Origin of the sequence: Pseudomonas sp. 2848, assembly GCF_003253945.1 — a bacterium.
GTDB lineage: Bacteria > Pseudomonadota > Gammaproteobacteria > Pseudomonadales > Pseudomonadaceae > Aquipseudomonas.
Genome location: NZ_QKZD01000002.1, coordinates 490,659 through 510,328, shown reverse-complemented (window position 1 = coordinate 510,328; position 19,670 = coordinate 490,659). Strand labels below are relative to the sequence as shown.

Here is a 19,670-nt window from a genome sequence, read left to right as displayed (position 1 = left end):
GCTCCAGTCTCCAGCGTGTAAGGATCGGGCCCATCTTACGGCTTCCAGCCCGTCGGGTGCACCGCCGACCCAGTGAAAAAGATGCACGATAGTACCAATTAGAGTATATGCTCTATTCACTCGTCAGCCCCGGAGCCGCCATGACCTCGCCTGCCGTACTTCCCCCTGTACAATCCGACCTCGACCTGCAAGCGACGTTCGACGCTCAGCGACAGGCGTTCGCCGGCAACCCGATGCCCCCGGCCACGCAACGCCGGCAGTGGTTGAAAAGCCTGCGCGAGGCACTGCTGGCGGACCAGGAGCGCCTGATTACAGCTATCGATGCCGACTTCAGTGGCCGCAGCCGTGACGAAACCCTGCTCGCCGAACTGATGCCGTCGGTCATGGGCCTGCGCGACGCGGAGAAACAGCTGAGCCGCTGGATGCGTCCATCGCGGCGCAAGGTCGGCCTGGCCTTCCAACCCGCCAGCGCCCGGGTGCAATACCAGCCACTGGGCGTGGTGGGCATCATCGTGCCGTGGAACTACCCACTGTTTCTCGCCATCGGCCCGCTGACCGGCGCCCTGGCCGCCGGCAACCGGGTGATGCTCAAACTCAGCGAGTCGACCCCGGCCAGTGGCCAGGCCCTGAAGAACCTGCTAGCGCGCGTATTCCCCAATGATCTGGTGAGCGTCGCGCTGGGCGAGGTGGAAGTCGGCCAGGCTTTTGCCCGCCTGCCCTTCGACCACCTGCTGTTCACCGGCGCCACCAGCGTCGGCCGCCATGTGATGCTGGCCGCCGCGCAAAACCTCACGCCAGTGACCCTTGAGCTGGGCGGCAAGTCGCCGGCTATCGTCTCGGCCGACGTGCCGTTGGACACCGCCGCCGAACGCATCGCCTTCGGCAAGACCCTCAACGCCGGCCAGACCTGCGTCGCCCCCGATTACGTGCTGGTGCCCCGCGAGCGCCTGGGCGCCTTCGCCGACGCCTACCAGCGCGCTGTGCGCCGCCTCTATCCGCGCCTGACCGGCAACCCCGACTACAGCGCGATCATCAACGAGCGCCAGCTTGGCCGCCTGAACCGGTTGCTGGACGATGCCCGCGAGCAGGGAGCCCAGGTGCTCGACCTCTATCCCGACGAGCCGCGCCAGGGTCGCCGACTGCCCCCTCACCTGCTGCTGGACGTAAACGACAGCATGCAGGTGATGCAGGACGAGATTTTCGGCCCCCTGCTACCCGTGGTGCCCTACGAGCGCCTGGACGACGCCCTGGCCTACATCAACCAGCGGCCTCGCCCCCTGGCGCTCTACTACTTCGGCTATGACCGTGGCGAGCAGGCCCGGGTACTGCGCGACACCCACTCCGGCGGTGTCTGCCTCAACGACACCCTGCTGCATGTGGCCCAGGATGACCTGCCATTTGGCGGCATCGGCCCGTCCGGTATGGGCCACTACCACGGTTACGAAGGTTTCCTGACCTTCAGCAAGGCCAAGGCCGTGCTGGCCAAGCAACGCATCAATGCCGCCAAGGTGATCTACCCGCCCTATGGCAAGGCCTTGCAACGACTGGTCTACAAGCTGTTCATCCGCTGATGCAGCGCCGCGACCTGCTGCGCTTCGGCCTGGGCGCCAGCCTGTTTCTGGGGGCGACCAGCATGATCGGCTGCAGCCAGCAGAGGCCGTCGGCTGGTTACCAGGCGCTGGGCGACGACGACTTGCCGCTGTTGCAGGCACTGATTCCCGTCGTGCTGGCCGGTACCCAGGCGTCCACGGCGTCTGTGCTGCAAAGCCTCGACCACAAGCTGGCGGCGCTGTCGCCCGCCATGCTCAAGCTGACCCGGCAATTGTTCGACGTGCTCACCCTGTCCCTCACTCGCGGACCACTGACCGGGGTCTGGGGCGGCTGGGCCGATACCACCGGTGCCGAGGTTGAACGCTTCCTCGAACGCTGGCGCGACAGCTCGTTGAACCTGCTGCGCCAGGGTCACGCCTCGTTGCTGCAACTGCTGCTGATGGCCTGGTACGAACGCCCCGAAGCCTGGGCAGCGTGCGGCTACCCCGGCCCACCAAAGATCTGAACACCAGACAAGAGCACCGCCGAATGCCCGTCCCCGACCCATTCCGCCAAGGCCTCCAACGAGGCTGGATCACCCACGACGGCTCGCGCCTGGAACAGGACCTGACCCTCGCCGTCGACGTCGCCGTCATCGGCAGCGGCGCAGGCGGTGCCACCACCGCCGAACGGCTCAGCGCCGCCGGCTTGAAGGTGCTGCTGATCGAAGAGGGGCCGCTGAAAACCAGCAGTGACTTCCACCTGCTCGAGCACGAGGCCTACGCCGACCTCTACCAGGAGGGCCTGGGTCGTCTGAGCAAAGACGGCGCCATTACCATTTTGCAGGGCCGGGCGGTGGGCGGCACCACCCTGGTCAACTGGACATCGAGCTTTCGCACACCGCCACAGACCCTGGAACACTGGGCCCGCGAGCATGGAGTCAAGGGCCTGGACAACGACACCCTGAAGCCGTGGTTCGAGCGCATGGAGCAGCACCTGGGCATCAGCCCGTGGGCGATGCCGCCCAATGCCAACAACGACGTGTTGCGCCGCGGCTGCGAGGCGCTTGGTCACCGCTGGGCGGTGATTCCGCGCAACGTGCGCGGCTGCTGGAACCTGGGGTACTGCGGCATGGGCTGCCCGGTCAACGCCAAGCAGTCGATGCTGGTCACCAGCATCCCGGCCACCCTGGAGCACGGCGGTGAACTGCTCTACCTGGCCCGTGCCGAGCGGTTCAGTCATGACGGCCAGCGCATCGACCACTTGCAATGCCAGGCCCTGGACGCCCGGGGTATTCGGCCCACGGGCCGCCAGGTTCGCGTACGCGCCCGCCACTATGTGCTCGCCGGCGGCGGTATCAACAGCCCGGCACTGCTACTGCGCTCAGACGCGCCTGACCCGCACCAGCGCCTGGGCAAGCGAACCTTCCTGCATCTGGTCAACTTCAGCGCCGCACAGTTCGAAGCGAGGATCGACCCGTACTACGGGGCGCCGCAATCGATCTACAGCGACCAGTTCCAGTGGCAGGACGGTGTCACCGGCCCGGTAGGCTACAAACTCGAAGTGCCACCGCTGCACCCGGCCCTGGCCAGCACCCTGCTGGGCGGCCATGGCCAGGACAATGCCCAGCGCATGGCCGAACTGCCCCACACCCATGTGATGCTGGCGCTGCTGCGCGACGGCTTCCACCCCGACAGCCCCGGCGGCCAGGTGGAGCTGCGCGGCGATGGCTCGCCTGTGCTGGACTACCCCGTCACCGACTACCTGCGCGACGGCCTGCGCCGGGCCTGGCACAGCATGGCGCAGATCCAGTTCGCCGCCGGTGCTCGCCATGTGATGCCGGTGCATGGCGATGCGCGCTATGTCAGCGACCCGGCACAAGCCCAGGCGCTGATCGACGGCCTGCCCCTGGAACTGCTGCGCATGCGCCTGGGCAGCGCCCACGTCATGGGCGGCTGCGCCCTGGGCGAGGATCCGCGCCAGGCCGTGTGCGACAGCCTGGGCCGGCATCACCAGCTGGAAAACCTGTCGATCCACGACGGTTCGCTGTTCCCCACCAGCATTGGCGCCAACCCGCAGCTGTCGGTGTACGCCCTGACGGCCCTGCTCAGCGATGCGCTGATCGGCCGCCTGGCACGTGGCGCATGACAGCCAATAGCCACGCTGTCTATAGTGCCATCAGCCAGCCTCACGACTTGGCCGGGCGCAATCGCTGCGCTACCATCCGACTCCCCAACGCACTCCAGCCAGGATGACGCGATGAACCGAGTGTTGTACCCGGGTACTTTCGACCCCATTACCAAAGGCCATGGAGACCTGGTCGAGCGCGCCTCGCGCCTGTTCGACCATGTGATCATCGCCGTGGCGGCCAGCCCGAAGAAAAACCCCCTGTTCCCCCTGGAACAGCGGGTCGAACTGGCCCGCGAGGTCACCAAGCACCTGCCCAATGTCGAAGTCATCGGCTTCTCCTCCTTGCTGGCGCATTTCGCCAAGGAAAAAGGCGCCAACGTATTCCTGCGCGGCCTGCGTGCCGTTTCCGACTTCGAATACGAGTTCCAGCTGGCCAACATGAACCGCCAGCTCGCGCCGGACGTCGAGAGCCTGTTCCTCACGCCGTCGGAGCGCTATTCGTTCATTTCCTCGACGCTGGTTCGGGAAATTGCCGCGTTGGGCGGTGATATCAGCAAGTTCGTGCACCCGGCCGTGGCCGATGCGCTGACCGAGCGCTTCCGCAAGTAACCCTCGCGGTCACGACGTCGCGCCCGCGTGCACTGCGGGCGCGAATCCGGCACAATTGCGCCCATCGCTTTGAAACATGCCCGGGCCCGATGCCCAGGCCGGAGTCCCCATGTCCCTGATCATCACCGACGATTGCATCAACTGCGACGTCTGCGAACCCGAGTGCCCGAACGCCGCCATCTCGCAAGGCGAAGAGATCTACGTGATCGACCCAAACCTGTGCACCCAGTGCGTGGGCCACTACGACGAGCCACAGTGCCAGCAGGTTTGCCCGGTAGACTGCATCCCCCTGGATGAAGCCCACCCGGAAACCGAAGACGAGCTGATGGCCAAGTACCGCCGGATCACCGGCAAGGCCTGATGCCGTTCGTCGCGGCGTTACAGCGCGCAGCCCTCGGCGCCTGCCTGGCCCTGCTGGCCTGCGCTGCCCAGGCGCAAGGCCCGGGGCGTGCAGCCATCGCCAGCCCGCACAGCGAAGCGACCTCGGCGGCGCGACAAATCCTGCAACAAGGCGGCAACGCCTTCGACGCCGCCGTGGCCGTCAGCGCCACGCTGGCCGTGGTCGAGCCCTATGGCTCGGGCCTGGGTGGCGGTGGTTTCTTCCTCCTGCGCGAGAGCGGCGTCACGCCCCGATATACCTTCCTCGATGCGCGCGAACGCGCCCCGGCCGCGGCCAGGGCGGACATGTACCTCAAGGACGGCAAGGTGCAGCCCGGCCTGTCGATCAACGGGCCGCTGGCCGCCGCGATCCCCGGCCTGCCCCAGGCCCTGGCTGACCTCGCCAGCACACATGGCAAGCTATCGCTCAAGGACAGCCTGGCCCCGGCCATCCGCCTGGCCAACCAGGGCTTCGCCGTCGACCGTATCTATCGCGATCGCGCCACCATGCGCCTGAGCGCCCTGCGCGATGATGCCGAAAGCGCACGGCTGTTCCTCAGTGACCACGACGTGCCGGCCCTGGGCACGCTGATCCGCCAACCCGAACTGGCCGCCACCCTGCAAGCCATGGCCGAGCAGGGCCGCGACGGTTTCTACCGTGGCCCGATGGCCCGCCGCCTGGTCGAAGGCGTGCGCCAGGCCGGCGGTATCTGGACCCTAGACGACCTCGCTGGCTACCGTACGGCGTGGCGTGAACCGCTGCGTTATCCACTGGCCGACCAGCGTGAACTGATCAGCAGCCCGCCGCCTTCGGCCGGCGGCGTGGCCCTGGCACAAAGCCTGGCCATGCTGCAGCGCCTGCCCTGGCAGAGCGCCGAGCCCGTGCAACGCAGCCACTATGTGATCGAAGTGCTGCGCCGCGCCTACCGCGACCGCGGCCTGCTCGGCGACCCGGACTATGTGAGCAACCCGATCAACCGGCTACTGGCGCGCCAGTACCTGACTGGGCTGGCCGACAGTATCGATGTGCACCAGGCCACCCCCAGCACCGCGCTGCCGCCCTCACCGGCCTGGCGAGAAGGCGACCACACCACTCATTTCGCGGTGATCGATGGTGACGGCAACGCCGTGTCCGCCACGCTGTCGGTAAACCTGCCGTTTGGCGCGGCGTTCAGCGTGCCTGGGACCGGTGTGGTGCTGAACAACGAGATGGACGATTTCGCCGCCGACCCAGCCGGCAGCAACAGCTATGGCCTGGCCGGCAGCCAGGCCAATGCGGTGGCGGCGGGCAAGCGTCCCCTGTCGAGCATGAGCCCGACCTTCATCGAAAGCCCCAGCCAGCTTGCCACTTTCGGCACGCCGGGCGGCAGCCGCATACCCAGCATGGTGCTACTGTCGGTGCTGGGGTTCCTGGAGGGCCGGCCGGTGGCCGAGTGGCCAGCGACACCGCGTTATCACCATCAGTACCTGCCGGATGTGGTGGAGCATGAGCCGGGGACGTTCAGTGCGCGGCAGAAGGCCGAGCTTGAAGGGCGTGGGTATCGGTTGAAGGATGTCGGGCGTCAGTACGGCAATCAGCAGGTGCTTTATTGGGACAAGGCGGGCGGGACTGTGGAGGCAGCCAGTGATCCCAGGGGTGTAGGGCAGGCAGCGGTAGTCGACTGATCTGACCCTATCGCGGGGCAAGCCCGCGACTGCGACTGGCTTGGCTCGCTTTGGTGGGAGCGGGCTTGCCCCGCGATCAGGCCTGCGGCATCAACGCTGGCATTTCGGACAGAACACACTCGCCCGCTGGCCCAGCTTCACTTCGCGCAGTTCGGTGCCGCACAGTTTGCACGGCTGCCCACGACGCCCATACACGAACAACTCCTGCTGGAAGTAGCCCGGCTGGCCATCGCCACCGATGAAGTCACGCAAGGTGGTCCCGCCCTGTTCGATGGCCGCCGCCAATACTCGCTTGATCTCGATCGCCAGCTTCAGATAGCGCGCCCGTGAAATCCCGCCTGCTTCGCGGCGCGGGTCGATCCCGGCGGCGAACAAGGCCTCGGTGGCGTAGATGTTGCCCACGCCGACCACCACCGCGTTGTCCATGATGAACGGCTTGACCGCCATCGAGCGCCCCCGGGACAGCTGGAACAGGCGCTCACCGTCGAACAGGTCGGTCAGCGGCTCAGGTCCCAGGCGAATCAGCAGCTCATGGTTGAGTGGATCGAGGCTCCACAGCATCGCCCCGAAGCGGCGCGGGTCGGTGTAGCGCAGCATCAGCCCCGACTCGAGCTCGATGTCCACATGCTCGTGCCTGGCCGCCGGCAAGCCCACCTCGACCAGGCGCAGGTTGCCCGACATGCCCAGGTGGCTGATCAGGGTACCGACCTCGGCGTTGATCAGCAGGTACTTGGCACGGCGCTCGACACTGACGATGCGCTGCCCCGACAGGCGCACGTCCAGGTCTTCCGGGATCGGCCAGCGCAGGCGCCGGTCACGCACCACCACGCGGCTGACCCGCTGGCCTTGCAAATGAGGCGCGATGCCGCGCCGCGTGGTCTCGACCTCTGGCAGCTCCGGCATGGTTCAGTGCCCGCCCATTTCGCGGATGTTCTGCTTGAGCTGCTCGAAGTCGTATTCGGTCAGGCCGATGTAGTCCAGCACCAGCGGCCCCACCATGTTCCACTCGTGATCGACGCTCTGGTTGCCCAGCACACGGTACGAAGCGCAGATGTGCTCGGACATCTTCAGTACCGCCAGCAGGTTCTTCAGCTGGGTCTGGGTGTTGCGCGAGGATTCGTCGCGGAACACCGCCAGGGCGTTGTGGTGGTTGGCGATGGCCGCGCTGATGTGCTCGGGCAGACGCCAGGACTTGGCAGTGAAGTAGCCGACTACCGAATGGTTGGTGTTGAACACGCGGTTCTCGGTGTCCACCACGCGGACCTCGTCATTGGCCTTGGCGTAGGATTCCTCCAGCACTTCCATGTAGTTGGGGAAGCGCTTGTGCATCAGCGGCACGCCGCAATCGTGGAACAGGCCCAGGGTGTAGGCCTCGTCCACCGCCTGGATACCGGTGCGCTTGGCCAGGGTCAGGCAGGTCATGGCCACGTCCTGGGCGGTATCCCAGAATGGGTTGAGGGTGACGATGGTCTCGTCGCTCATCTCGCCCCTGATCGATTGCGCGTTGATCAGGTTGATGATCGAACGGCTGCCCAGCAGGTTTACCGCGCGCTGGATCGAGCCGATCTTGTTCGCCAGGCCGAACTGCGCCGAGTTGACCAGCTTGAGCAGGGCGCCGGACAGGCCTGGGTCCTGCGCGATCAGCTTGGCGATGGTCTCCAGATCCGGGTCGGGCATGTACTGCTCGAACTGCAGGTCGACCATGATCTGCGGCTGTGGCGGGATGGTGATGCCCTGCAGGGCTTGCTGGATCTGTTCGGCGGTGAGTTCCTGGGACATTCGTGCATTCTCGCTGGGGACGGGGGATTCTAACCCTGTACGCCGGCAGGGTGACTACCAGTGAATCGTTGGATCCAAGAATTTCTTTAGCCGTGGGCATGGACCACTTGGTCGCACCCACCAGCGAACCTGGGGCCAACACGGTATACTCCCGCTCTTTTTTCCCGGAGCGACGTCATGTCCCTGCCCAGCCTTCGCCTCAAAGCCAATGCCGACCGCCGCCTGCGCGCCGGCCACCTGTGGGTCTACAGCAATGAAGTCGATGTTGCCGCGACCCCGCTGCAAGGCCTGAAGGCCGGCCAGCAGGCCATTCTCGAAGCTGCCAACGGCAAGCCGCTGGGGGTTGTGGCCATGAGCCCGAACAACCTGATCTGCGCCCGCCTGCTGTCGCGCGATGCCAAGCTGCCGCTGGACAAGTCGCTGCTGGTACACCGCCTGAACGTGGCCCTGTCGCTGCGCGAGCGCCTGTTCGACAAGCCGTGCTACCGCCTGGTGTATGGCGACTCCGACCTGCTCCCAGGCCTGGTGGTCGACCGCTTCTTCGACATCCTCGTGGTCCAGTTGGCGTCGGCCACCATGGAAGCACACAAGGACGAGGTGATCGCCGCGCTAGTGCAGGTGCTCAAGCCTAGCGGCATCCTGTTCAAGAACGATTCCGCCGCCCGCGACGCCGAAGGCCTGGAGCGTTATGTCGAGACCGTCTACGGCGAAGTGCCGGACTGGGTCGCGCTTGAAGAGAACGGCGTCAAGTTCGAAGCCCCGGTGCGCGAAGGCCAGAAGACCGGCTGGTTCTACGACCACCGCATGAACCGCGCCCGCCTGGCCCCCTACGTCAAGGGCAAGCGCGTGCTCGACCTGTTCAGCTACATCGGTGGCTGGGGCGTGCAGGCCGGCGCGTTCGGCGCCAGCGAGGTGTTCTGCGTGGACGCCTCGGGCTTCGCCCTGGATGGCGTCGAGCGCAATGCCGCGCTCAACGGCATCGGCGAGAAGCTGACCTGCATCGAAGGCGATGTGTTCGAAGCACTGCGCGAGCTGAAAGCCGCCGAAGAGCGCTTCGACGTGATCATCGCCGACCCACCCGCCTTCATCAAACGCAAGAAAGACCTGAAGAACGGCGAGGCTGCCTACCGCCGCCTCAACGAACAGGCCATGCGCATGCTCACCAAGGACGGCATCCTGGTCAGCGCCTCGTGCTCGATGCACCTGCCCGAGGACGACCTGCACAACATCCTGCTGACCAGCGCCCGCCACCTGGACCGCAACCTGCAACTGCTCGAGCGCGGCGGCCAGGGCCCGGACCACCCGGTGCACCCGGCCATCGCCGAGACCCGCTACATCAAGAGCATCACCTGCCGCTTGCTGCCCAACAGCTAAGCTTCACCGGCTTCCTCAGGTTTCGCGCTACGCGGCACCTGTGGAAGCCGGCTTGCCGAGGCTCGACCCGGTCCAGGCGTCATGACGGCACCGCCAGCCGTCGATCCTCCCTGGGACAGCGCTCGAACCGTGCCCGATAACAGCGGGTGAAGTACGACGCCGATTCGAACCCACATGCGACACCCACCTCCAGCACACTCATGTCGGTCTGGCGCAGCAGCTGCCTGGCCTTGTCCAACCTCAGGCGCAGATAGAAGCCACTGGGCGTGTCGTCCAGGTGCAGGCGAAACAGCCGCTCCAGCTGCCGCCGGGTCACCTGCACGCCATCGGCCAGCACCTGGGTATTGAGTGGCAGCTCGGTATTGCGCTCCATCTCGCCGATCACCTTCACCAGCTTCTTGTTGCGCAACCCATAGCGCGTTGCGATTTGCATGCGCTGGTGGTCCTGGCGCGGGCGGATGCGCCCGAGCACGAACTGCTCGGACACCTGCACCGCCAGTTCGCTGCCGTGGGCCTGGGCGATCAGGTCGAGCATCAGGTCGATGGAGGCCGTACCGCCGGCGCAGGTGATGCGTCGGCGGTCGATCTCGAACAGCTCCTGGGTTGCCTGCAGCCGTGGGTAACGCTCCTTGAACGCCTCCAGTGCCTCCCAATGCAGGGTGGCGCGGTGGCCATCGAGCAGGCCGGCCTCGGCCAGTAGCATCGCGCCGGTGTCGATCCCGCCCAGCACCACGCCCTCATGATCGAGACGACGCAGCACGTGCTGCAGCTTCAACCCATAGCACGCCAACGGCTCGAAACCCGCCACCAGCAGCAACAGGCGCCCGTGTTCACCCTCCCCCAGCGCACCGTCGGCATTCACCGACATGCCATTGCTGGCCTGCACCGCACCACCGTCCAGGCTCAGCACACGCCAACGGTACAGCGGGCCACGAAAACGGTTAGCCACGCGCAGCGGCTCGATGGCGCTGATGAAGCCCATGGCGGAGAAGCCTGGCAGCAACAGGAAGTCTATGGTTTGCGGCATCGCGTGCTCCGCGGCAAAGGTGGTCGCCTCCGTGCAAGTGTTGGTCGCCAGGGTGCGATTTTCCACCCTGCTGCCAGCGTAGCGTGTTCTCACGGCCCGCAGAGGCCGGATCCGATAACAATACGCACTGCCGATGGAGAGCCACCATGCATCGCTTTATCCGCCGCAGCCTGTTGTCCCTCGCGCTCAGCACTACCGTAGCCACGCCGCTTTTCGCCGCCGAACCCGCCGCCTGCAAGGATGTGCGCCTGGGCGTGGTCAACTGGACCGATGTGATCGCCACCAGCGCCATGGCCCAGGTGCTGCTCGACGGCCTGGGCTACCAGACCAAGCAGACCAGTGCCTCGCAGCAGATCATCTTCGCCGGTATCCGTGACAAGCGCCTGGACATGTTCCTCGGGTACTGGAACCCGATCATGACCCAGACCATCACCCCGTTCGTCCAGGCCGGCCAGGTGAAGGTGCTCGACAAGCCCAGCCTGGAAGATGCCCGCGCCACCCTCGCTGTGCCGAAATACCTGGCCGACAAGGGCCTGAAGACGTTTGCCGACATCCACAAGTTCCACAAGGAGCTGGGCGGCAAGCTCTACGGCATCGAGCCCGGTTCCGGCGCCAATACCCAGATCAAGACGATGATCAGCAAGAACCAGTTCGACCTCGCCAAGTTCCAGTTGGTCGAGTCCAGCGAGGCCGGCATGCTCGCCGCCGTCGACCGCGCCGTGCGGCGCAAGGAGGCGGTGGTGTTCTTCGGCTGGGCGCCGCACCCGATGAACGTGAACATCGACATGGTCTACCTGGGCGACAGCCAGGACGCCCTCGGCCCGGACGAGGGCCGCGCCACGGTGTGGACGGTGACCGCGCCGGACTATGCCCAGCGCTGCCCCAACGCCCATCGCCTGCTGACCAACCTCAGCTTCAGCGCCGAGGACGAGAGCCGGATGATGCAGCCGCTGCTCGATCACAAGGACGCGCTGGAATCCGCGCGCCAGTGGCTCAAGGACCACCCCCAGGACAAGGCCCGCTGGCTTGACGGGGTGACCACTTTCGACGGCAAGCCAGCCGCGGAAAACCTCAAGTTCACTGCCAACTGACACGGCCTCATCGCAGGCAAGCCTGCTCCCACAGGACGTCCACACGACCAGGGTTCATCGGCAACCCTGTGGGAGCCGGCTTGCCGCCGATAGGGCCAGCAAAGACACCCCAAGGAACTGATCAATGAACCACGACGTCATCATCACCTGCGCCCTTACCGGTGCCGGCGACACAGTCGCCAAGAGCCACCTGGTCCCGGTCACGCCGAAACAGATCGCCGAGTCCGCCGTCGAAGCCGCCAAGGCCGGCGCCACGGTGGTCCACTGCCACGTCCGCGACCCGCAGACCGGCCGCTTCAGCCGCGATGTCAACCTCTACCGCGAGGTGATGGAACGCATTCGCGAGGCCGACGTGGACATCATCGTCAACCTCACCGCAGGCATGGGCGGCGACCTGGAGATCGGCCCAGGCGAATTGCCCATGGAATTCGGCCCGGGCACCGACCTGATCGGCCCGCTGGAGCGCCTGGCCCATGTCGAAGCGCTGCTGCCGGAGATCTGCACCCTGGACTGCGGCACCCTCAACTTCGGCGATGGCAACGCCATCTATGTCTCCACTCCGGCGCAGCTGCGTGCCGGCGCCAAGCGCATCACCGAGCTGGGCGTGAAGGCCGAGCTGGAGATCTTCGACACCGGTCACCTGTGGTTCGCCAAACAGATGATCAAGGAAGGCCTGCTGCAAGACCCGCTGTTCCAGCTGTGCCTGGGCATCCCGTGGGGCGCCCCGGCCGACACCACCACCATGAAGGCCATGGTCGACAATCTGCCTGCCAACGTCACCTGGGCCGGTTTCGGCATCGGCCGCATGCAGATGCCGATGGCTGCCCAGGCGGTCCTGCTTGGCGGCAACGTGCGGGTCGGGCTGGAAGACAACCTGTACCTGGACCGTGGCGTGCTGGCCAGCAACGGCCAGCTGGTCGAGCGGGCCGCCGAGATCATCACCCGCATGGGTGGCCGTGTGCTTACCCCGGCCGAAGGCCGGGAAAAGATGAACCTCAAGCGTCGCTAATATCCCCGCAGGAGCCAGATATGCCTTTCATCACCGACATCAAGACTTTCGCCGCACTGGGTAGCGGCGTGATCGGCAGCGGCTGGGTCGCCCGTGCCCTGGCCCATGGCCTCGACGTGGTCGCCTGGGACCCAGCGCCCGGTGCCGAGGCCGCGCTGCGCAAGCGCATCGCCAACGCCTGGCCGGCGCTGCAAAAACAAGGCTTGGCACCCGGCGCATCGCAGGATCGCCTGAGGTTCGTGACCACTATCGAGGAATGCGTGCGCGACGCCGATTTCATTCAGGAGAGCGCCCCCGAACGCCTGGACCTCAAGCTCGACCTGCATGGCAAGATCAGCGCCGCCGCCAAGCCGGATGCAATCATTGGTAGCAGCACCTCGGGGCTGCTGCCCAGCGAGTTCTACGAGTCAGCGACCCACCCCGAACGCTGCGTGGTGGGGCACCCGTTCAACCCGGTCTACCTGCTGCCACTGGTGGAAATCGTCGGCGGTCGCAAGACCAGCCCTGAAGCCGTCGAAGCTGCGAAAAGCATCTACACCAGCCTGGGCATGCGCCCGCTGCATGTGCGCAAGGAGGTCCCCGGTTTTATCGCTGATCGACTGCTCGAAGCGCTATGGCGCGAAGCCCTGCACCTGGTCAACGACGGTGTCGCCAGCACCGGCGAGATCGACGACGCGATTCGCTTTGGCGCTGGGCTGCGCTGGTCGTTCATGGGTACGTTCCTCACCTACACACTGGCTGGTGGTGATGCCGGCATGCGCCATTTCATGGCCCAGTTCGGCCCGGCATTGAAGCTACCCTGGACCTACCTGCCAGCGCCGGAACTGACGGACAAGCTGATTGACGACGTGGTTGAAGGCACCTCGGAGCAATTGGGCGAACGCAGCATCGCCGCGCTGGAGCGTTATCGTGACGACACCCTGCTGGCTGTTCTGGAGGCGGTGAAGAACAGCAAGGCCAGCCATGGCATGGCCTTCGGCGACTAGGAGAAACGACGATGCCCGCACTGATTACTTATCGCACTGCGGTACTGCCGGACTGGGTCGACTACAACGGCCACCTGCGCGATGCCTATTACCTGCTGATCTTCAGCTATGCCACCGATGCGTTGATGGAGCGTATCGGCCTGGACGCTGATGCACGGGGCCAGAGCGGACATTCGCTGTACACCCTGGAGGCACACATTAACTACCTGCATGAGGTGAAACTGGATACCGAGGTATGGGTGCAGACGCGGATCATCGGCTTCGACAGGAAGCGCCTGCACCTGTACCACAGCCTGCACCGGCAGGGGTCTGACGAGGCGTTGGCGGCCAGTGAGCAGATGTTGCTGCATGTGGATCTGGCGGGGCCGAAGTCGGCGCCGTTTGATGATGACTGCAAGGACAAACTGGAAAAATTGGTAGCAACTCAGAATTCCGACCTTCCCCCTGACTTTATCGGCCGGTCCATCTCACTTGCCCCACGTTGAACACCCGCTCGCAGAAAGGCCCTCCCTTACTGGCGAGGGCCATGTCACATATGTAGGTCACTGTAAATAGTCGACTGAGCACAGAGCCCCAACGACTTTGATATCTTATAAGCAATCAGACTCACCCGCGGCTTTACCGGTTCGCCAGCATACAGCCCTGTCGAATAAATAATGGTCATGCAGACACGCCCAATCCTCATAAGTAATTTCATCACAGCATTTTCCTGCAGCGCTGAAAATTTTACTACGCCCTGCCTATTGGGCCTTGGAAATAAGCCATCAAGGATAAAAATCTTCAACAGCCGCCCGCCGCTCATTCAGTCGACGCACCACGTCATGGCGCTCTGCCGTGCCTAATGGTATACCCTGCCACTGTTTGAGCGGACTCGAGTAGTAGTTGAGCCTCGTGCAGCCCCGGCAGTCTTCATAATCCGTCATTATGGTTCTGGCATTGCCGCCAGGGAGTAGATAGCCGTGCTGATAGGGCGGGTCAAAAAAATCTGGGTCGCCTGGTTCCCAGTAATGCTCACCGCCGATGTTGTGACCCAGAACATGCCCCATGTCCAGGTAATCACCCAATACGTTCCAGGTGCTGAATCCAGTCTCTTTACGACTCGCGAAGTAATACCTGCCGAACACCGTTGGGTCGACAATGGCGGTGAGCACCAGATCGGCGCGCAAGCTATCACGAGCTGCCTGCATCTGAGTGTACACATCGCTGCCACTCATACGGATCAGGTTCAAGACCGCATTGGGTGTCCGGCCTTTTTCGCTGGCGATACTTTCAACATACCCGGCAAAATCATACTTTACTTCAACACCACTGCCCTGCAACTGGCGATTTGCAAAAATCAGATGATCTTCCATGATATCTGACAGGCTGGGATAGTCTGCGGGCCTGCGGGAAAAACCCGCACGGGCTTCGACAGTACTCATCATCATTACCCGGACAGTACTGACTGCCGTCGATCGCGCGCTCTGCTGCCGTACAAAAGGATGGGCGGAGGGGCTCGGATCAGGGTCTTCTACTCGAATACAAGTCTGGGCCTGCACGGATTTCGAAGCGTCCACTCTTATCAATACCTGCTGCCCTGCCCCCACATAATCGAGCCGGTAAAGTTGTCCGTCTACACGTATCTCTCCAAATACTTTATCGCCATAGCGAACCAGCGACACCCAGCTTGATGGATCGACGTCCACCTCCGCAGATGACGAGAAGCGTTGTTTACGATCAGACGGCCTGTCGCCATACCAATAGGACTTGCCCGGTTTGTCATCACCGAACCAGCGAAGCTGATAGTGCACCTGCTTTTCACCCGGCAGTAGTACCGAAATCATTCGAGTTCCATGCACGACAATTTCCGGGAAAACGGTCACCAAACGAATCTCCTGATTCGCAGGGTCATCAAGCAAGTCGTTTAGATAAGCTCCAAGGTTTATTTTACGCTGCATTTCAAGCCAGCCTTGGTGGTCCATTGTGGGCCCAAGCTCGAAAAGCGCTGGCGCCGCACGCGCCGTCGGCGCTGATGTCTGCTGGGTCAAGGAACAAGCTGAAAGAAGGGAAATAGCTAACGCCATTGTTAACATCATTCTTAATAGCGAGGCCATGCCGCTGCTCCTGTTCGAATGACCTCATTAGAGATGCAGGCACGGCGGCCGACAACTAGCAGAATTTATAGGTCGCCCAAAAAACAACCCCGGAAAGCCGTGAGCATCCGGGGCCAAGAGCGAGCAACATCCACTGTGCATGCAGTGAGGGTGACCAAACCCTCGGTGCCGTGAATGACTTCAGTGTGCGGCCTTCCTTCCTCGGCGATTTAGCCGTAAACGACCTGTTCTTAGCCAAAGCGGCCATCGCGACAATCCGCCCTTGCCACGCTGGTGCGTCGGACACAGAATCGATGGCAAACAACAGCAGCGAAGGACATTAGTCATGATGCATGCGGACTTGATCGACCAGGACGACCTACTGGGCCAACTGCGCTCGCGGGGTTTCGACATTCCGGCCGGCGCCAGCGCCGAGCAGGCCTGCGAGGTGGTGATACGCGGGCTGACCGAGCCCAATGTGCGGGCACTGAAGGGCATGGTCGAGCAGTTGTACACCGGCAGCGCGACCATCCTCCCGGCAGTGCGTCAGGCTATCGACAAGCAGTTGCTGCCGGCGTTGGCGCAGTTCAACAAGCGCGCCTGAAGCTTTGACTGGCCATCGTAATTGAATGGACTCGCCCCACCGCGACATCACAGTACCACGGTGGCGTTCCAAGACCGCCAGCGGCAGCGAGGTCGAGACCCTGTGCAAGCCGCGCAATGCTCAATCGGCCGGTTCCCGACAAATAAGCGTTATTGCAACAGGTCAACACTGTACAACTTGGTTGCTAATACATCACCTTTACTCGTTACTTTTGCCCTAGGCACGGCCTTGCTATTCAGGTCCGGAATAGAAAGTGTATATACGCCATAGTTGTGTCGATCGCCCTCATAGCACCGGTTGGCCTCGTCCTTCACTGCTCGAAAACAGGCCTTTGCATTTTTCGGAAGGCCGATTATTTTTGCAGAGTGGGCACGCTCACCGCTTTCTCCACAGGCTGAAACGGAGGCGCCGCGCCCGACTTCAATCGTACACAGTTTATCTCCTTGCATATTCTGGAAAGGATAGAAATCAACGAACATTGCCCCAGATTCATAGGTCAATTCGACTTCCGAGTAGGGAGAAGGCTGATACTGATAAAAAGCCATGCTAGATCTTTCGTCCTGTTGAATGAGTTTGAGAAGACCGTTATCACCATAACCGCCATCAGTCAGGTCAAACATCACGCAAAACAGGCTTTCTCCTGTAGGTTTTTTTCCACACACGCGCCCGAAACTATAGGCCCGATTATCAGTGCCCGCAAAGAGCTCCAGCCACTCAGCAGGTTTGCCAGACCATGTGCAAGGTTTCGCTTCACCGAGCCCCCAGTGTTTGACTTTGCAAAGCTCCTTCTGATCACCGTCAAACAGTCTAAATTGCATGATGAAGTCATACTCGCCTTCGACACCGGGCTGTGCGCCCCACAAAGCGGATGACGCCATGCACAAGATAGCCCCAACCATCGCCATGATTTTATTGGACTTCATAGTCACCTCTCTTCACTCTGCGCTCGACAAAGCAAAGCGCAGTCTGACTTACCCAGACTAATTGATCGGTCCAAAGAGCCTCAGCGCATTCTCGAACACATGCTTGGCTGGCTGAAAGGCAGCCCCCTGAACGTGAAATGCTTCGACAGAATCGCGAAAAGCTACGCCGACATGGTCTCACTGGCATGTACCATGCAGTGTTTGCAATATCGCTCTCGTACAGAGCTTAGTACTTCACCTTCTGCAGTTTACCTCTGACATCCCCTCTCGTCTCAAGCTCCACCTGCCCGCCACGGGCGGGCCCGCCCAGCTCCGGCACCTCAAATTCCGATCTAGCAGTACTGTAGCAAGCGCTATCAGAACTAGTCGCCCCTTGAAAACATACCTTTCCACTTACAGGTTTTTCGGAGATCTGTAGGCGAAGATCCGTCTTTGAAAAATCTGCCCCAGGGCACATCGCCCTGACATCAACCTCGCCTCCTTCGTCAACCGCGAATTTACAAATAGGCGAACTACCTACCCGCGGATATATACTTACCGTGACGGCTCTTAAAGCCGTGTAAGTCACATAAGCGACCTTGTCATACAAAGCCGGATTATACGACGAGACCCTATAAGGCGAGAGACCAACTAAGTTTTGTGGACGCAGCACAATAATCTCCCTGCTCTTGAATTCCTGACCATTGCGCGAACCTGTTATGCACAGTGCGTTCTCATTTGATTCAGTTGTCAAACAGAGTGTCATAGTGCTATTGGGAAGCTGTGTAAGCATCAATGATCGAATCTCTTTATTTTTTGCGACATCACACATCTCTATTTTATAAGCCGGCTGCGCATTAACAGTACATCTTTCACCTTGCAGGTAGTCAGCCCTAAATGCTGTCACCGCTATTGTGCTGTACGTTCTTTTTTCGGCTAACGGCTCCGATGCAGCCGTCGCTTCTATCATGAAGTTACCCACTGCAAGAATTGAGGCAATGTAAAAACATCTTCCTTTCATCTTTCTTCACCTCGCTCAAACACAATACAAAAATTCAAATTACCGGATTAGAAGAGTTACTCGGACACTCGCTCCCAGACATTATTCGCCCACAGATCAATATCAACAACTAGTAGAAATATCAGGTGTAACTCAAAAAAAAGCCTGGTCGCAATGAGCGACCAGGCTGAAGAGTAATCAGCTACGCTATTGAAAGCGCTTGGTTGCAGCTATCCCGCATCGAAAACGTGGGGTTCAGAGCCTCACACTGGCAAAGGTCGACTCATTGCGCGCCTGGCTCAGCGCCGCCATCGGCCCGCTATGGGGCGACAGCGCCATGGCCTGCGGGATCGGCATCATCGCCACTTGCTGAGTTGTGTTCGAACCCACCCGCTCGTCACGCGGTGGAATGCCGAAATACTCGCGGTAGCACTTGGAGAAGTGCGGCGTGGAGACGAACCCGCACACCGAAGCCACCTCGATGATCGACATCGGCGTCTGCTTGAGCAACTGCCGGGCGCGGATCAGCCGCAGCTTGAGGTAGTAGCGCGACGGCGAGCAGTGCAGGTACTTCTGGAACAGGCGCTCGAGCTGGCGCCGCGACACCGCCACATAGACCGCCAGCTCGTCGAGGTCGATCGGCTCCTCGAGGTTGGCTTCCATCAGCGCGACGATTTCCTGCAACTTCGGCTGGTTGGTGCCGAGCATGTGCTTGAGCGGCACGCGCTGGTGGTCCTGCTCGTTGCGGATGCGCTCGTAGACGAACATCTCGGAGATCGCCGCCGACAGCTCGCGGCCGTGATCGCGGCTGATCAGGTGCAGCATCATGTCCAGCGGCGCGGTGCCGCCGGAGCTGGTGAAGCGGTTGCGGTCGAGGGTGAACAGGCGGGTGCTCATGTTCACCCGCGGGTAGGCCTCCTGCATCGCCGCCAGGCATTCCCAGTGCACGCTGCAATCGAAGCCGTCGAGCAGGCCGGCGCAGGCCAGCGCCCAGCTGCCGGTACACACCGCGCCAAGGCGACGCGACTGCCGGGCCTGGGCTTGCAGCCAGGTGACGTGCTCACGGGTGACGGTGCGCTGGATGCCGACGCCACCGCAGACGATCACGGTGTCTATCGGCGGGGCACTGTGCATGGCCGCGTCGGGGGTAATCTGCAGGCCGTCGCTGGCCCACACCTGGCCACCGTCGACGGTCAGGGTGTGCCAGCGATACAGCTCGCGCCCGGACAGTTGGTTGGCCATGCGCAGCGGCTCGACCGCCGACGCCAGGGAAATGAGGGTGAAGTTGTCCAGCAGGAGAAAGCCGATGGACTGGGGTGCTGTGCGGTTCTGGGTTGGAGTCCCGGAGGTGTACGACGTCATCGCGATTTCTCCTCACACAATGCAGGGTGTGCCTCAGGCGAGCACTGTTCTTGTAATGGCCCCATTTCGTATGCAGGGGCTTTGCCAATCTCAACGCAAATGGCATGCCTGAATTTGAACGCCCATCCAATAAAACCCAAAAGCGACGTCGG

19 protein-coding genes are annotated in these 19,670 nt (G+C 62.5%); 12 read left to right on the top strand and 7 right to left on the bottom strand.

Annotated features, from left to right (window positions below):
* Positions 1-140: 140 nt before the first annotated feature.
* The 6 genes from DFS21_RS06350 (at position 141) to ggt (ending at position 6,312) form a co-directional block, all read left to right on the top strand.
* On the top strand, positions 141-1,571 hold the full coding sequence (locus DFS21_RS06350) for a coniferyl aldehyde dehydrogenase (protein ID WP_110697323.1): 1,431 nt from the start codon (positions 141-143) through the stop codon (positions 1,569-1,571).
* Positions 1,571-2,056, top strand: coding sequence for a twin-arginine translocation pathway signal protein (locus DFS21_RS06345; protein WP_111531995.1), 486 nt, complete (start codon positions 1,571-1,573; stop codon positions 2,054-2,056). The genes DFS21_RS06350 and DFS21_RS06345 overlap by 1 nt, the downstream gene beginning before the upstream one ends.
* A 23-nt stretch (positions 2,057-2,079) precedes the next feature.
* Positions 2,080-3,678: a GMC family oxidoreductase gene (locus tag DFS21_RS06340; RefSeq protein WP_110697319.1), complete on the top strand. Its 1,599-nt coding sequence runs from the start codon at positions 2,080-2,082 to the stop codon at positions 3,676-3,678.
* A 111-nt stretch (positions 3,679-3,789) separates the two neighbouring features.
* Positions 3,790-4,269, top strand: coding sequence for a pantetheine-phosphate adenylyltransferase (gene coaD / locus DFS21_RS06335; RefSeq protein WP_023631729.1), 480 nt, complete (start codon positions 3,790-3,792; stop codon positions 4,267-4,269).
* A gap of 109 nt (positions 4,270-4,378) precedes the next feature.
* Entirely contained in the window at positions 4,379-4,630 is a 252-nt protein-coding gene (locus DFS21_RS06330; RefSeq protein WP_011531711.1) for a YfhL family 4Fe-4S dicluster ferredoxin, read from the top strand.
* Entirely contained in the window at positions 4,630-6,312 is a 1,683-nt protein-coding gene (gene ggt, locus DFS21_RS06325) for a gamma-glutamyltransferase (RefSeq protein ID WP_178081998.1), read from the top strand. Before DFS21_RS06330 ends, ggt begins: the two co-directional genes overlap by 1 nt.
* Positions 6,313-6,402: 90 nt before the next feature.
* On the opposite strand, the gene mutM is transcribed toward ggt, so the two are convergent.
* Both mutM and DFS21_RS06315 read right to left on the bottom strand, forming a co-directional pair.
* Positions 6,403-7,215, bottom strand: a complete 813-nt coding sequence (gene mutM / locus DFS21_RS06320) for a bifunctional DNA-formamidopyrimidine glycosylase/DNA-(apurinic or apyrimidinic site) lyase (protein ID WP_110697317.1) — start codon at positions 7,213-7,215, stop codon at positions 6,403-6,405.
* Between the two features lie 3 nt (positions 7,216-7,218).
* Positions 7,219-8,037 carry an HDOD domain-containing protein gene (locus DFS21_RS06315; protein ID WP_172670915.1) on the bottom strand — a complete coding sequence of 273 codons (819 nt, stop codon included), beginning with the start codon at positions 8,035-8,037 and terminating at the stop codon, positions 7,219-7,221.
* 231 nt (positions 8,038-8,268) lie between these two features.
* On the opposite strand from DFS21_RS06315, the gene DFS21_RS06310 reads away from it, so the two are divergent.
* Positions 8,269-9,465 carry a class I SAM-dependent rRNA methyltransferase gene (locus tag DFS21_RS06310; protein WP_046853814.1) on the top strand — a complete coding sequence of 399 codons (1,197 nt, stop codon included), beginning with the start codon at positions 8,269-8,271 and terminating at the stop codon, positions 9,463-9,465.
* 79 nt (positions 9,466-9,544) lie between these two features.
* On the opposite strand, the gene DFS21_RS06305 is transcribed toward DFS21_RS06310, so the two are convergent.
* Positions 9,545-10,492 carry a GlxA family transcriptional regulator gene (locus DFS21_RS06305; protein WP_110697314.1) on the bottom strand — a complete coding sequence of 316 codons (948 nt, stop codon included), beginning with the start codon at positions 10,490-10,492 and terminating at the stop codon, positions 9,545-9,547.
* A gap of 146 nt (positions 10,493-10,638) precedes the next feature.
* Here DFS21_RS06305 and choX point away from each other — a divergent pair, with 146 nt between their 5' ends.
* The 4 genes from choX to DFS21_RS06285 all read left to right on the top strand — a co-directional run bounded on the left by choX (position 10,639) and on the right by DFS21_RS06285 (position 14,063).
* Positions 10,639-11,583, top strand: a complete 945-nt coding sequence (gene choX / locus DFS21_RS06300; RefSeq protein ID WP_111531994.1) for a choline ABC transporter substrate-binding protein — start codon at positions 10,639-10,641, stop codon at positions 11,581-11,583.
* Between the two features lie 124 nt (positions 11,584-11,707).
* A complete protein-coding gene (locus tag DFS21_RS06295) occupies positions 11,708-12,592 on the top strand; it encodes a 3-keto-5-aminohexanoate cleavage protein (RefSeq protein WP_110697310.1) in 885 nt (294 codons plus the stop codon).
* Between the two features lie 20 nt (positions 12,593-12,612).
* Positions 12,613-13,578 carry an L-carnitine dehydrogenase gene (locus tag DFS21_RS06290; RefSeq protein ID WP_110697308.1) on the top strand — a complete coding sequence of 322 codons (966 nt, stop codon included), beginning with the start codon at positions 12,613-12,615 and terminating at the stop codon, positions 13,576-13,578.
* An 11-nt stretch (positions 13,579-13,589) separates the two neighbouring features.
* Complete coding sequence (locus DFS21_RS06285) at positions 13,590-14,063, top strand: thioesterase family protein (RefSeq protein WP_110697306.1); 474 nt, start codon at positions 13,590-13,592, stop codon at positions 14,061-14,063.
* Positions 14,064-14,342: 279 nt separating this feature from the next.
* On the opposite strand, the gene DFS21_RS06280 is transcribed toward DFS21_RS06285, so the two are convergent.
* Complete coding sequence (locus DFS21_RS06280) at positions 14,343-15,671, bottom strand: hypothetical protein (protein ID WP_110697304.1); 1,329 nt, start codon at positions 15,669-15,671, stop codon at positions 14,343-14,345.
* A 325-nt stretch (positions 15,672-15,996) separates the two neighbouring features.
* Here DFS21_RS06280 and DFS21_RS06275 point away from each other — a divergent pair, with 325 nt between their 5' ends.
* Positions 15,997-16,254 (top strand): hypothetical protein, encoded by a 258-nt coding sequence (locus DFS21_RS06275; RefSeq protein WP_110697302.1) that lies wholly within the window; start codon positions 15,997-15,999, stop codon positions 16,252-16,254.
* Positions 16,255-16,403: 149 nt separating this feature from the next.
* Here the strand turns inward: DFS21_RS06275 and DFS21_RS06270 are convergent, their stop codons facing one another.
* From DFS21_RS06270 to DFS21_RS06265, 3 genes are all read right to left on the bottom strand, one after another.
* The gene (locus tag DFS21_RS06270) at positions 16,404-17,177 is read right to left on the bottom strand and encodes a hypothetical protein (protein ID WP_110697300.1); all 774 of its coding nucleotides are present in this window, start codon (positions 17,175-17,177) and stop codon (positions 16,404-16,406) included.
* A gap of 226 nt (positions 17,178-17,403) precedes the next feature.
* A complete protein-coding gene (locus tag DFS21_RS26420) occupies positions 17,404-18,177 on the bottom strand; it encodes a hypothetical protein (protein ID WP_146603132.1) in 774 nt (257 codons plus the stop codon).
* 234 nt (positions 18,178-18,411) lie between these two features.
* Entirely contained in the window at positions 18,412-19,518 is a 1,107-nt protein-coding gene (locus DFS21_RS06265; protein ID WP_028688457.1) for a GlxA family transcriptional regulator, read from the bottom strand.
* Between the last annotated feature and the right edge of the window lie 152 nt (positions 19,519-19,670).